The sequence below is a fragment of the Pyrinomonadaceae bacterium genome (assembly GCA_036277115.1).
Taxonomy (GTDB): domain Bacteria; phylum Acidobacteriota; class Blastocatellia; order Pyrinomonadales; family Pyrinomonadaceae; genus UBA11740.
The window spans coordinates 838,403-852,526 of the sequence record DASUNM010000023.1; the positions used below are offsets into that span (position 1 = coordinate 838,403).

The following is a 14,124-nucleotide window of genomic DNA, read 5'->3' on the forward strand; positions in this document are numbered from 1 at the left end:
CAGGGGTCAGAAACGAATCGTTTCCAATCAACGTGGGATCGCGTAATAACTAGTGCGCCCCTCGACCACATACTCAGGATGGCCGCGCACTTCAATTCGCACTTTCCTCAGGCCTCCGTCAATGGTCTTATTTGTCGGATAGTAGCTGATGATATAGCGGTGATTTATATCTTCCAGAATTCGCCCATAAACTTTGCCCGCGTCTTTCTCCGACTCTAAAAATGATGTCCACCCGCCGGTTAGGTCGGCGACACGGGCGGCCGCGGTTTGCCCCTTGATCATATTTCTCGTAGCCATTTCTAAGAACTGCTGACGAAAGCCTTGTGGAAGCTCAAATGAATTATTTGAGTTTGGGTTCGGTTTGGGCGGGAGGCGTTCCATTCCGAACCACATATCTTTGTACTTAGCGCGGGCTAGTCTGCGCCTTTCCGCTACTAGCTCACTACGTGTGGCAATCTCTTCCTGCGGAACGTCAATCATCCGGATATCAGGTATCACGGTGTAAATCTTGACGCGCGATCTCTCAGCCTCGGAGTAAACGGTATTTAAGTCATAGGCGGATGGCCCCTGATTCTCCCATCTGACGGCTTCATCCCCGTCCGTTTGAAAAATGATGATTGGTCTCTTCCGGCTCGTATCAATCAACTCTCTAAGAGTCGCCAACAGCGCACTAAACTGCTTGCTGCGAGTGTGGTAACCATTAATGCTCAGCTTTCTGAGCGAGTCCAATGTCTTTTTTAGTTTGCTCTTGTCTTTAGTGAAGCCAATCGCCAGCTCTACGTCATCGGTTACGATCGCCATCTCATCCGACGGCGCGAGCTGATTAACTAAGGCCTTGGCCGCATCAATGCTGGCATCCAGGTAAGCAAACTGGCTTTGGCTTCGATCAAAGATAAGCACAATCGAGCGCGGCAAGCGCGCGGCATCATCACCGACCGTCAAACTCGCAACCGTTTGAAGTTCATTATCTTCGGCGATTACAAAGTCATCTTTAGTTAGCCCCGTAATGTAGCGTGAGCTAGTGGCGTCTTTGACTAAAATATCCAGACTGACCAGCGAGGTATTTACCCTGACGATGTCTTCGACTCGTGGATCGGGTTCAATCGGCTTCTGGCCTAATTGTTCTTTTGTTTCGCTCTTAAGACTAGAGCCGAAAGGAGAAGGTTTTTCGGTGGATTGCGCGGAAGTGGAAATGGCTGACAGGGCGAAGATTAAAACTGTGATTAGAAGCGCTGATGAAAATTTATTCCCTAAGTCGTTTTTCATACCTGCCTCCGATTAAGAAATATTTAGTTCCGTATAGGCGCCACTATTCCTCTTCTTTCGGTATTTTCAATTCACCGGTGACCAGATCAGGACGGGCTTTGGCCATGTCTTCGGGTGTGGTCGTCGCGGTGGGATGAAGCGCTTCGTCTTCAGCCGTCTCGCCGTCAAGTGCGGCGTCAACAACGGCTTCCTCGATTACTTCCGCAATCGTTTCGCTGCCGCGATGCTCGAGCCAGTGGCGATAAGTAACCGTGAGAATTGCGATCACGGGAATTGCGAGAAAGATGCCGACTACCCCGGCGATCTCAGCGCCGGCAAGAATCGCGAGAATAACCGCGAGTGGATGCAGGTGAATTCCTGTGCCGATGATGCGCGGGTAAAAAACATAATCCTGGACGATGCGCAGCACTCCGAGGAACAGCAGCACGATGAATGCTTTGGTGAATCCGAACTGAAGAAGGGCGAGCGCGGAAGCCAAAACAGCAACCACCAACGGTCCGACTAACGGCACAAACTCCAAAATGCCGGCAATCAGCCCGAGCACGAGGGGGCTCGGCAAGCCGAACAGCCAGAAGCCAATGGTGCAAATGATGCCGATCAGCAGACACGCGATGAGCTGCGCGCGGATGTAAGCGGCAAGAGTGCTATTGATGTCCTGAAAGAATTCGTCGCCGCGCCAACGCAGACGCCCGCGCGGCAGCATCGCCAGCACTGAACGCCGAAAGGCGTCGGCATCCTTCAGCATAAAGAAGCTGAGGATCGGAATCAGCACCAGCCAGGGAATGAAGATGACGTAATGCACCATGCCCTCGGCGGCGATGGTGACGAGATCACCGACCTTCCCGATCAGCCCCTCTACGTACTTGGCCAGTCCTTCCGGCATGCGTCGTCCGCGAAAGTAACTGCTTATACTCTCGGTGCCGCCCCGAATCTTCTGGTAGTACGCGATCGCTTGTTGTTTGAATTCGGGAAACTGTGCGCTGAGTGAGGGAATGAGCAGGTAGATCGCCAGGCCAATCCCCACGAACAACACGATGTAAACGATCGCAATGGCCAGGCTGCGGGGAATGACGCGCTCGCGGCCGCCGATTCTGAGCGGTTGCTGGACCAGATCGACCAGCGGCGCAATCAGGTAGGCGAAGAAGATCGAAAGAACAATAAGGAGGATTAGTGGCGTTAGCCGGTAAGTAATCCAGAGCAGACCTGCGACCAACAGCAGGAGCGCGAGGATTCTCAGCACAGCCCGCGTCTGCAGCCAGGTATGGGCGACGGCCTCTGAATGAACAGTTTCCTTGGGGTCGTTCATTGCTCAGGTAGCTTGCGGGTCTCGATTTCCACACTACAACTCGTCGTCGTCGAGTTCGTAGTCAGCTTCGTTCATCTTGATCATTGCTTCATGCCAGATGACTCCGCGCCATTCGTCGGTTTCCCCGACCAGTTGCAAAGCGGCCTGCGGATGGCCCGGGTTCCGCTCAATGCGCAGCACTTCGGCGATCACCCGCAGCTTCTCGCCGTCGTCGTCCATCACCAGGAGATTGACTGTGCTCCCCACCGGCGGCAGGACGCGTTGGAAATGGACCAGTGTGCCTTCGGGACCGACGTTTTCAGTCTCTCCTTCCGAGATCACATGCGCGCCATCGGGCGTGTCCCATTCAGCGCGAATTGGAAATGCAGCAACGTATCTGGGGCCTGAGCGGTGTTCCGCCATGACTGTGTCGGGCATCAACGACTCCTCTTTGGGTGAAGCAGGATCCAACGGCTGCATCATACAAGGAAAAGCGGGATTTGCAGAGAGGAAGTGTGTGTTGCGGCTTCGCCCAAAGGCCATCACGCACTTGAGTAATCCAGAACGCCGTAGGCGTTCACTAACCTTCAGCCCAGGGTTGCCAGAGTTCCTCCAGCAATCAATGAGGCTACCCAGCGAGTTGCCCTGGGCTGGAATTTGCAAACGCCTCTCGGCGTTCTCTCCAAAGCGGTCAGGGTTGATTACCCAAGAATGGTTTCAGAGGGAGAGGGCTTTCCTACTCTTCGTCGCCGCGAAGTTTTTCCAGGACGGAAAAATCTTCAAGCGTCGTGACATCGCCCGCGACGGCTCCGCTGGTAGCAATCTCGCGCAGCAGGCGTCGCATGATCTTGCCGGACCGCGTCTTTGGTAGCGCGTCGGCGAATCGAAGATCGTCAGGCCGCGCCAGCGCCCCAATTTCTTTGGCCACGTGCTGGCGCAACTCTTCTTTCAAGGGCTCAGAAGCTACGCGATCGCCTTCCAGGGTCACGAACGCGACAATCGCTGATCCTTTCAGATCGTCGGGCTTGGCGACAACGGCAGCTTCCGCGACGGCAACGTGTGAGACAAGCGCGCTTTCGATTTCAGCGGTTCCCAAACGGTGACCGGCAACGTTAATGACGTCGTCGATGCGGCCCATGATCCAGAAGTAGCCGTCCTCATCTTTCCGCGCGCCGTCGCCCGCAAAGTAGACGCCGGGAATTTGTGACCAGTACTGCTGTTGGTAACGCTCGTCATCGCCGTAGATGGTGCGCAACATTGAAGGCCACGGCTTTTTGATCACAAGATATCCGCCTTCATTTGCTCCCACAGGCTTGCCGTCCCGCGTCATTACGTCAACGTCGATACCGGGAAAAGGCTTTGTTCCCGATCCGGGTTTCGTCGGCGTCGCGCCAGGCAGAGGCGTGATCATGATCGCGCCCGTTTCCGTCTGCCACCACGTATCAACAATTGGGCAACGCTCTTTCCCGATAACGCGGTGGTACCAAATCCACGCTTCGGGATTGATCGGCTCACCTACGGTGCCGAGCAAACGCAGCGAAGAGAGATCGTGTTTCAAGGGCCACTGTTCGCCCCACTTTATGAACGCGCGGATCGCCGTGGGCGCGGTGTAGAGAGTGTTCACTTTATGCCGCTCAATGATGTCCCAGAAGCGATCCGGCTTAGGCCAGTTCGGGGCGCCTTCATACATCAGCACCGTGGCGCCGTTCGACAGCGGACCGTACACGACATAACTGTGACCCGTGACCCAACCGATGTCCGCCGTGCACCAGTAAACATCTTCGTCTTTGATGTCGAACACCCATTTCGTGGTGAGGTGCGCCTGCAAGAGATAGCCGCCGGTCGTGTGCAGAATGCCTTTTGGCTTCCCCGTCGTGCCCGACGTGTAAAGAATGAACAGCGGATGCTCGCTGTCGAGCTCTTCCGCCTGGCAATTCGCGTCAACTGCCTCCGCTAGTTCGTGCCACCAATGATCGCGCCCGGATTCCATGTGAATCTCGCTGCCGGTTCGTTTGACGACAATGCAGTTCTTAACCGACGGCGTCTGTTTCAAAGCCTCATCAACCGCGGGTTTCAGCTTTACTTCATTGCCCCGTCGCCAGCCACCATCGGCCGTCACGACCAAATTGCACTGGGCATCGTTGATGCGATCGATAAGCGCCGTGCTTGAAAAACCGCCGAACACAACTGAATGAGTCGCGCCGATGCGCGCGCACGCGAGCATCGAGATCGCCAGCTCAGGAATTAGCGGCATATAGAGCGCGACGCGATCGCCTTTCTTAACACCAATCTTTCTTAGGACATTCGCGAAGCGACAGACTTCTGTGTGTAGCTGCTGATAAGTCAGCGTGCGCGCGTCGCCGGGTTCGCCTTCCCAAATCAAAGCAGCCTTGTTACGCCGCCAGCTGGACAGGTGACGATCGAGACAATTGTGAGAGATGTTTGTCTTGCCGCCGATGAACCACTGCGCGTGCGGGGCTTCCCACTTCAAGACCGTGTCCCACTTCGTGAACCAATCGAGCTCACTTTCAGCCATCCGCGCCCAGAACTTTTCCGGATCGGCGGCTGCTTCGGCGCGCAGCGCTTCCAGCTCTTCCATTGATTTGAAATGTGCGTTGGCAGCGAATTCGGCTGGCGGGGGGAAGACTCGCTCTTCGTGCTGCAGCGATTCGATGTTGGTTGCAGGTGTTGACATGGTGGCTGCGTATATTACAACAGCCTAACAATGAAAGCAGGGACGCAACCTGACGTTTCGCTCTGATCTTTCGTGCGAAGAAATACTTCTCCAACTTTGGGCATAACTGATGTAACGCCGAAACGGTGCTCCCTGAGTCCGAACCCTCGCCGGTCCGTGTAGGCGGAAAATTGCCCAACAAGGAGACATATATGCCTGGAACAAATTCTCGTAATCTGACTCTGACCCGCGAAGGAACAAACGTCAGAGTTACCGTGACATACAACGCGCTATTCAGTGCATTTGAACGCGCCTTGGCCGGTCTTGGAATGCAGTTCGTCGAAAGAATTTCGACACTCGGCATAGACCCGCCCGGATCAACCACCGGAACAGTTCTGGCCGGCGGTGACTTCCCGCCGCAAGTGATCCCGGTGCCACCGGGCGCTGGGCCGATTTCGATTCCGCGAAGCCGGCAGATCCTCATGACCAGGACTCAACTGGATGAAGATGGAACCCCTTTTGTCTTCGCTGATTTCGATGCGGACGAGATTAGATGCCGCATCCGAATAGAGTCGCGTGGCCTTCCGGCCGCAGTCACGCCCGATGAATTTACCGATCAAGAGGTATTAGGGCTGGTGATTACCCCTGGGGTCAACGCCGCGGCAGCAGGATCACAAACGTAAGAATTCAAGCGGTGACAGATCAGGGGCAGGTTAAAAACTGCCCCTGTTAAATCTTTCACCAGCCTGTCGCGAACAACCCGCTGGCACCTCGAAGGCCAATGCGTTGATAGGCCGAATAAGCTTTCGCTGCTCGCATTCGAACCTGCTCGTCAACTTCGTGATTCAACCAACCATCTAAGGCGGCTGAGAGAATGTAAGCTTCCGGCGCCATCAGGTTGGTCGTCCACAACAAGGGCTGTGCTCCCGTACTGCGCAAAGGCTCAGTGAAGTAACTCTTGCTCGCGCAAGCCAGGATGATGGCTTCCCGTTTCTCCTTATCACGTTTCTTCGGAATGGCACTGAGCTGGAAATCCATCAAACCGTTGTGGCCTATGTAGGCAAGCAGATCGGCGCTGCCACCCACGTGAATTTCAACTTCCTTACCGTCCACTGAAACAATTAGCTTCTCGCCCGGAACGCCTGCCGCCGCGTCGAGAAAATCCTCTGTAGCTCGCTGGATGTAACTGCCGCGATAAGCTTCCGCGATCAGAAACGCTCCGGTCCGGCGATGCCGGAATACGACACGATCGAGTATGACCAGGGGCAACTTGGATGACGCGTTCGACGGAGTAAGCGCCTGCCAATCTCTGTTCTTATTGAAGAAAGTCCTAACTCCGAACGCCGCGCCCCAATAGAGATTCGTGGCCGGATTATCTCCGTTTCCCAGACTCGCCGAGACCGGCACGATGCCCTGGTTCACGTTGTCGCACAGAGCGACGAACACATGAATCACGGGGACAGAGTTTTTTGTGAGCGGGGGTTCAGTGATCGTTGAGGGCGCCGATTCGCGGACAGAGGCAAGTTGTGGCTGCGAGGCTGGAGCGCAGCCTGGAATGGCGAGAACGAGGCAAAGAAGAAATGCTCGCAGCATCGGCAACCTTCAGAATGTTTGCTTAGACGCCGCGTCAACCGAACCTGTTCCAACTATCTCAACTAGAGGAGAGTTCTTCCACAATTTCGCGCATGACCACGCGTCCGCGCTCCACTTCATCGGGCGCAAACGAAATCGCGCCGACGACTGCGTGTCCGCCGCCACCGTAACGCTCGCAGATGGTCGCGATGTTGTGACGGCGCGGCCGGGGCGCCCAGGGGTTCGAGCCGACCGAGATTTTCGTGCGCTTTGGCGCGCGGGTGAGCGCCACCGTATAAGTCGCTTCCGGAAACAGATAGTAGGGGATGAACTTGTTGAAGCCTTCGAAGCCCTCGTCCACCAGATCGAAGTGCACCACGTCGTGCTCGCAAACTGCTTTGCGCTTGATGGCTTCAAGGGTTTCGCGGTGCAGCTTCAGGATCGGCTGAAACCGCTGTTGTATCTCCGGGCTGGTGGCAACCTCGTTAAGCGGTCTCACCGTGAGGTCGCGGATGATTTGTTCTATGACAGATTCCTCCGGCGTGCCTTCGATCACCTGCATAAGTTGCAGCGCGGACTCTTTCAGCTCGACACACTGCGCGGCCGATTCGTAGAGCGCGCCGTCGATGATGTGCGCCCAATGAATCAGCTCTTTCAAAGGCTCAGGATTGAAGCCAAACTTTGTCTGCGCCACATCCGCGATGAATTCCGTGCAGGACTTTCGGGTCGCATCGAGAAACTTTCTGCCGGATTCATCGGCGCGAAAGTGCGCTTCATCTTCAGGAGTGAGAAAGGCGGATTGATGATGATCGAACCACCAGGTCAGCTTTTCAGACGGCGAGTATTTGAAATCGACGATGGCATTTTCGTCGCCGTCAAACATGTCGCGATCAAAGAGCAGGTTATTCGGGCGATGCAGCAACCCACCGTAACTAACTTCAGCGTTGGGATGTATTCGCTCTTGATAAAAACGGGTGAAGGTCGCCGCCGAAGCGACGCCATCAAAACAATGACCGTGGTAAAGGACGCGAAGTTTCATACGTAGATAAAAAGCTGGTCATCTTAGCAATTGCGCGATACTTAACGCCAGCAAGGTAATTCAACCGGTAGTGTCCTAATTTGAAATCCTTACCGGAATAGTGGCCCAATGCGAATTGCAAGCACTCCCAGCGAGATCATCACGATTATTGCCCCGATACTTGAAATGACACACCCAGCCTTTATTCCTTGCACATCTTCCCGGTTCTTAGGACGGTTACTTATCCACCCTACCAACTGGCCGAAGCCGACGATAACGACACCGATCACCAAGAACAGGATTGGATACCACATAGGTTAGTCCTCATTAAACAATTCCGTAGTACACTAAATGGTATGTAGACAGATGGGAATATCGGTAGTACAGTATTCCCACGATGGCAAACACGTTACCGAAAGACAAACAGATTCAAGTGACAGCGGCGCTAGCCGAAGGTAATTCGATCCGGTCTATTGAGCGAATGACTGGGATTCACCGGGACACGATCATGCGCTTAGGCGTCAAGGTCGGTCAAGGTTGTGCGCGTCTGTTAGACGCGAAGATGCGCGGCCTCGATTGCCAGCGCCTTGAGCTGGATGAGGTGTGGGGCTACATCGGTAAGAAAATGCGCCACTGGCAAGTTGGCGACGATCCGACCTTTGGCGATGTTTGGACATACTGCGCGATTGATGCGGATACCAAGCTAGTCCCTGCCTATCGTGTCGCCAGTGCGCGTGACCATTACCAGACCACGGAGTTTATTGCCGACTTAGCATCGCGTCTTAACAACCGCGTTCAGATTTCAACCGATGCGATGAACGCTTACGAAGAGGCCATCGAAACAGTGTTCGGAATGGATGTTGATTACGGTCAGATCGTAAAAACCTATCAGTCGGAGGACGGTAGAAAAGAGTACAACCCCGAGCGTCGTTACAGCCAACCGCGCATCGCTTCATCTAAGAAAACCGCGATGGCTGGCAATCCTGAGTGGGCACTAATCAGCACGTCCTACGTTGAACGGCTGAATGCCTCAACTCGTTTGCACATGAAACGGTTGGCGCGTCTGACTCATGCGTTCTCTAAGAAGTTTGAGAATTTCGAAGCTGCGGTTGCGTTGAATTTCGCCGCTCACAATTTCGTCAAAACGCATCGCACGTTGAAAATGACACCCGCGATGATGGCCGGAGTGACTAACGACTTTTGGAGCTACGGGGATCTATTCGAGGCGGCATCGTGAATCACGAAGATTACATCGCAGAGTTACAAGCGGCGATCCTCAACGTGCATGGCGCTCAAGCTAAGCACGTTGAGACCGTTGCAGTAACAGAAGAGTTTGAAGGCAAAACCGTTTGGCAAGGTGAAGTCGAAGTGTTCGACATACGCGGCCATCCGAAAGCGAAACGGTGTTATGGCTGGGGGTACTCAACCGATGAAGATAGAGGGCGGCGATACGTTGCGGTGTTAGAACTGCCGCCCGTTGATTCACCACAGACAGCAGTTCAAGCGGCTGTGATTTCGGAGATCAAGAATGCCAAGAAAACAAAAGCCTAAAGTCGGACGCCCTAGCTTGGGCAAGGATGCTAAGAGCGTAGTTCTACAATCCCGCGTTCAGGAATCGGAAAAAGAGACCTATCAACGCGCAGCAAACGCCGCCGGGAAAGACTTATCAACCTGGATTCGCGAGACTTTGAACCAAGCGATCAAAGCGTGATATTCTCCGTCCGGGCTGGGGGGTTCGGAAGACGTAGGAATCGAACCTCACGGTGGTATCAGCACCGCGCCCTATCAGGGTGTAAAGGCCTTACGTGGAGCCAACCACGGGGACGCCTTCCTTACTTTGACAATCTGTTTGGCCTAGACCTCAGAAGGGGCTTTTGATTTACGGTCTGAACCCCTTCTGAGGTTTTTCTGTTTTACGCCCCGCCAAGTCGGCTCTTAACGGTGCTGGCTCTTCTTCTCATTCCACTTGCCCTCACGCTTGCGGCATCTTAAATCGGCCACGTCTGCCAATTCCGCCGGATAACCGAAACAGCCGACCCCCAGTAGCACCTCTGGAAAATCGGCTGTTCCGTTGAACTCGCAAACGCGAGCAACCCCAATTCTATTCGCGGCTGGTGCTATACGCCGACGTACCTTGGAATTACAGGCACATACTTCTATTATCCAGCCGTTGTCCCGTTTATAGCACCGAAAGCGGCCCTCTAGAGCCGTGAAAACGTGACATGCCACCCAAGCCGTGTCCGCCACGTCTAAAAAGACTCATTAAACGCGTGAATGCGGGTTCAGCCGACGAAGCCCACGCGTTAAGGCAAATCCTGCGCGCTTTCCACGCTAGACGCCAGAACAAGGGCGCGGACACGATTGCAATACAGAGCCTCAGTGAAATCACGATCAATCTCACTGAGTACAAGGTGACCGTAGTTAGCGAACTGGCCAAAGCTTTAGACGAGATCGACTCATGGCGGGTGGTTGACTCAATCCGTGAGTGCGTCCACCCGACTTGCAGCCAGATATTTTGGGCTGGCAGGGCCGACAAGGAAGCTTGTGACAAACATGCGCAACAATGGCGCAAGACGAGGCAAAGGCGAAAGGAAAGGGAGAATCAGGCGGAGGCCCATGCCAGACGCGAGGAAGCTCAGCTAAAGAGGACGATAACCCGGCTCAGCCCGACAGCCCATGCTGTGATAAGCGCGATTATGGCGAATCAGAAGCGGGTCTTTCTAAACATTGATGATTCAGCCGCTTCTTACCTTTACGGGACGGTACTGCACGTGCCGAGTCGGTACATCGTTCGCCAAACACTCACGATGCTAGTTAGGCGCGGATACTTAGACTACTTTGAGGATGTTAACCATAACGAGGATCGCTACTCTCCACGACAGAAGTTAATTGACCTTTGGTCAAGCATGCAACGCAAGCCCACAGACGAGTAAATAAACTAAATCTATCAACGGGGTTAGGCTTCCGGCATGGAAGAACACACGTCCAACAAAGGCCTAATTGAGATTGCAAAGCCTTCCGAACTATGCGTAGAGCTTCACACCGTCGTCATCAAAGGCCACCTCATTTGCGACTCGATAGAAAACGGCTCGGCCTAAGGCATCAGTCCAGCCGGAATTGCCGCAAACAGCCGGACGTGAGCGCAATTAGAACAGACCATAGGAACCATCGGCATGTTTTCGCCGCCAATGACCATGTTTCCTGCTGCATCAAGCACTGGGGCGGCGATGAGGCTGCCTAGTTTCCAGTGGTTCTTACGGCACGCTGGGCAGTCGAGGCTGACTCCCTTTGAGGTAAACCACGACTGAATTTTGTTCTGCCGTTCTTGGATTGTCATGAGGGCTTCCTTCCGAGGATTTTGGGATTTAGGGTTAGAGCGAGAGCCTTATATCACCAATCCAAAGGGCTTCACAAAGTAAAAGGGCGACGCCGTTCGCTTCAGAGTAACGTCGCCCTAGATGTCTCAAACGATAGAGGCCTATCTATCCGAGACTGGTTTGTTCAAACTGAACGCCGATGATCATAACCCCAGCGTCAAGTAACGATCTTTTCCTAAGTGGCAATTTATTGGCGGGGCGACGGAGCCAATAGCCCTGCCAATGCGCCTACCGCAGCAGAGCCCAGCGATATTAGAGCGTCGGGAACCCCCGAGGCAGTATTCGCTAGGTATATGGTGCCGATAATGGCTATTACTACAACCAGACCCAGCGAAATGACTACTACTCGGTAAATCCACGCGTCCGATTGAAGAGGAGTTACGAGGTTTGCAATCGCATTCACGGGGTCTGCTTTTATCTGCTCTTGAAGTTCGGGATCGTGAGCGACCCTTTCTGCTAGTTCACTTGCTGATTGTACTCTCACTTGATTTTCTCCTTGAGGCGGAAGGGTTTGAGGAACGAGCGGCTTATATCACCGATCAGGGTGGGTTACAATGGCTAGTCGGACAACTGGCGTGCCACAAAACCGTAGTACAGATTTCAAATTAGGACACTACCAATTCAACCGGTAGTGTCCTCATTGAAATCTAGAATTTCCAGACCCAACGATTTCTTTACATTTCGCGGCGTATAATCGCGGTGGCCGCCAATGGTTCGTCGGATCACACTTGGTATTGTTATCGGAACTGCTTTAGGAGTTGCTGTCGCGGTCGTCTGGGTTTCCATCAATTGGATCTTAACGGCCCGGTCTGGTACTGCTCCTGTCCTCCCGTATGTCAGATATATCTACACAATTACCGCAACATGGTGCGGTTTCTGGGGTGCAGTACTTGGTGGGGTCGTGGGCGCGGCAGTCGGCCTTAACCATCGCCGAAAACGGAAAAATGACGCCGTGAAGTAACAAAACAAAAGCGGCGAAGCTCTCGCTCCGCCGCTGATTAGTGCCGCCCCAGTTTTACGACCGTTCAGATTGTCGCTCCGAACTAGTTCGGACTGAGTTAGGGAAATCTATCAGACTTCGAGGGACTTACCCTCTTCTTTCAGCGCACGCGCCAAACGTTTCCGCCGGCGGACTGCCCCAGCCGTTCCCAACACTCCAGTCCCGAGCAGGAAAAGCGTGGCAGGCTCCGGCACGGCTGACTGTTGCGCGGCCGTAATTTGCCCAGTCAACGAAGCGGTCTGGCCCGGATCAAGCGCCAGGTCATTGACCGAGAACGAAAAACTGCCATTTCCGCAGGTCGTCTGTTGACCGGGAACGGTCGTCGCCCCGCAGTTCGTGTCGGCAAACGTAAAGAGCTGCGGCGTGTTATTGAAATCCACAAAAATACCGCCGTCGTCGGCAGCTCTGACTGCGCCCGTGATCGTCGCGATAAAGTTCGTCGTGCTGCTGCCGTTTATCCCCTGAGGGGCAGTAAAGGTCACTTGCATCGTGAAGAGGGTGTTAAAAGTATTCGGCGCAGTGCTTAGAGTGAGTGAACCCAGGTTGTTTACGTTGGCGCCGGGATTCGGGTTGCCGCCGAGCCCGCGAAAGCCATTGACGGTCGTCCCGGAAAACGTAGCATTGCTATAGGTCCCGCCGGGAATCGAAGCGGACGCGCCGGGTGTGCAACCGGCCCCGAAACAGCCGTTAGTGAAGCCGGCGATGAATACCTCATCGGCGCGGGCCGATCCTGCTCCCACCGTCAGAATCGTGAAAAGAGCGACGACCAAGCCAAAAGCTTTGGCCGCCGTTGTTAAAGTCCTCATAATTGTCCTCCGAAAGAATTGGCACCGGCTGAATGTCCGGCACACAAGCGAGTCGCATCCCACGGCGACGCGGCTGGGTGCCGGCTAAAACTCTGCTTCGGCGCGTTCCGGGGCAACTGAACGTTACGAAGAGAACTGTGGATAGACTGAACGAAGAATCAAAACGGACAATGAACCTTAAGTTCCAGAAGTCATTTTGAAATAGTCAGGGTGAGAGGGTCGGTCGCGGGCCAAGTCTTGAGACCCGATATTTGTCGCGCCGTGGAAGTGTCAGGCTCGGGCACGGGTTGGCTCTCCCGCTTCGTTCAGAGCCCGTGATTCGCTCGCTCGTCGCCAGCGCGTTACAAACAGAATTAACGCGCCAATTCCCACCACGAGCCCAATGATTTGTGAAGTTGAAAGTCCCGTCAGCGTCGTCAGCCCGAGAATGTCGCCACGCGGATCGTCGCGGACAAACTCAATCAGGAATCGCACCGTTGCATAAAGGATCGCGTAAGCGAGAATCACCTGGCCGCTAAACTTTTTCCGCTTGTGCAGCCACAAGAGAAAACCGAAAACGACCAGCATCACAAGCGATTCGTAGAGCTGCGTCGGATGAAGATGCACCCCGATGGGGACGCCAGTGATTTCATGCCCTTCTGGGGGGAAGCTAACGCCCCACGGCAAAGTCGTCGGTTTGCCCCAGCAACAGCCGGCGAAAAAACACCCGAGCCGCCCCAGCACACTTCCCAGCGCGATGCCCGGCGCGCACGCGTCGGCGGTCTTCCACCACGGCAGCTTTCCACGACGCATCAGCAAGTAGCCGGCGATGATCGCCCCCAACAGGCCGCCATAGAAAACTCCGCCTGAGCGCAGGAAATCGAGCGAGAAAAGCAGCAGCGGATTTTGCCGGTACTCAGGCTCAGTCAGGAGCATCAGGAGTTTTGACCCAACGAGAGAAGACAGCAGCAGCCACAAACAAAGATCGTAGATCTTATCTTTCGGCAATCCATCGCGCACCGCCAGCTTAACGGTCACAAAGATCGCGGAAAGAAATGCCAGCGCGAGAAACACGCCATACGCGTTGACGGGAAAGTTACCGATCCGGAAAAGAATTGGATGCATGGGCTAGTGAACAGTAAGCAGT

At 54.4% G+C, this 14,124-nt stretch carries 12 protein-coding genes; 3 read left to right on the forward strand and 9 right to left on the reverse strand.

The genetic code is table 11. The features are described from left to right. Positions 1 to 27: 27 nt before the first annotated feature. The 4 genes from VFX97_10435 to acs all read right to left on the reverse strand — a co-directional run bounded on the left by VFX97_10435 (position 28) and on the right by acs (position 5,246). Positions 28 to 1,266: a VWA domain-containing protein gene (locus VFX97_10435; protein HEX5703604.1), complete on the reverse strand. Its 1,239-nt coding sequence runs from the start codon at positions 1,264 to 1,266 to the stop codon at positions 28 to 30. A 43-nt stretch (positions 1,267 to 1,309) separates the two neighbouring features. Next, positions 1,310 to 2,572, reverse strand: coding sequence for an AI-2E family transporter (locus VFX97_10440; protein HEX5703605.1), 1,263 nt, complete (start codon positions 2,570 to 2,572; stop codon positions 1,310 to 1,312). A gap of 33 nt (positions 2,573 to 2,605) precedes the next feature. Beyond that, positions 2,606 to 2,989 (reverse strand): hypothetical protein, encoded by a 384-nt coding sequence (locus tag VFX97_10445; GenBank protein ID HEX5703606.1) that lies wholly within the window; start codon positions 2,987 to 2,989, stop codon positions 2,606 to 2,608. 298 nt (positions 2,990 to 3,287) lie between these two features. Next, entirely contained in the window at positions 3,288 to 5,246 is a 1,959-nt protein-coding gene (gene acs / locus VFX97_10450; protein HEX5703607.1) for an acetate--CoA ligase, read from the reverse strand. A 191-nt stretch (positions 5,247 to 5,437) separates the two neighbouring features. On the opposite strand from acs, the gene VFX97_10455 reads away from it, so the two are divergent. Then, positions 5,438 to 5,908 (forward strand): hypothetical protein, encoded by a 471-nt coding sequence (locus tag VFX97_10455; protein ID HEX5703608.1) that lies wholly within the window; start codon positions 5,438 to 5,440, stop codon positions 5,906 to 5,908. 55 nt (positions 5,909 to 5,963) lie between these two features. Here VFX97_10455 and VFX97_10460 read toward each other — a convergent pair whose 3' ends face one another. After that, positions 5,964 to 6,680, reverse strand: coding sequence for a hypothetical protein (locus VFX97_10460; protein ID HEX5703609.1), 717 nt, complete (start codon positions 6,678 to 6,680; stop codon positions 5,964 to 5,966). Positions 6,681 to 6,876: 196 nt separating this feature from the next. Then, a complete protein-coding gene (locus VFX97_10465) occupies positions 6,877 to 7,836 on the reverse strand; it encodes a hypothetical protein (protein HEX5703610.1) in 960 nt (319 codons plus the stop codon). Positions 7,837 to 8,212: 376 nt separating this feature from the next. Here VFX97_10465 and VFX97_10470 point away from each other — a divergent pair, with 376 nt between their 5' ends. Beyond that, the gene (locus VFX97_10470) at positions 8,213 to 9,052 is read left to right on the forward strand and encodes a hypothetical protein (GenBank protein ID HEX5703611.1); all 840 of its coding nucleotides are present in this window, start codon (positions 8,213 to 8,215) and stop codon (positions 9,050 to 9,052) included. Beyond that, complete coding sequence (locus tag VFX97_10475) at positions 9,049 to 9,366, forward strand: hypothetical protein (GenBank protein HEX5703612.1); 318 nt, start codon at positions 9,049 to 9,051, stop codon at positions 9,364 to 9,366. The genes VFX97_10470 and VFX97_10475 overlap by 4 nt, the downstream gene beginning before the upstream one ends. Before the next feature lie 1,543 nt (positions 9,367 to 10,909). On the opposite strand, the gene VFX97_10480 is transcribed toward VFX97_10475, so the two are convergent. The 3 genes from VFX97_10480 to lgt form a co-directional block, all read right to left on the reverse strand. Further along, a complete protein-coding gene (locus VFX97_10480) occupies positions 10,910 to 11,152 on the reverse strand; it encodes a hypothetical protein (protein HEX5703613.1) in 243 nt (80 codons plus the stop codon). A 1,111-nt stretch (positions 11,153 to 12,263) separates the two neighbouring features. Then, positions 12,264 to 12,998, reverse strand: a complete 735-nt coding sequence (locus VFX97_10485) for a PEP-CTERM sorting domain-containing protein (protein ID HEX5703614.1) — start codon at positions 12,996 to 12,998, stop codon at positions 12,264 to 12,266. Positions 12,999 to 13,268: 270 nt separating this feature from the next. Further along, on the reverse strand, positions 13,269 to 14,102 hold the full coding sequence (gene lgt / locus VFX97_10490) for a prolipoprotein diacylglyceryl transferase (protein HEX5703615.1): 834 nt from the start codon (positions 14,100 to 14,102) through the stop codon (positions 13,269 to 13,271). Between the last annotated feature and the right edge of the window lie 22 nt (positions 14,103 to 14,124).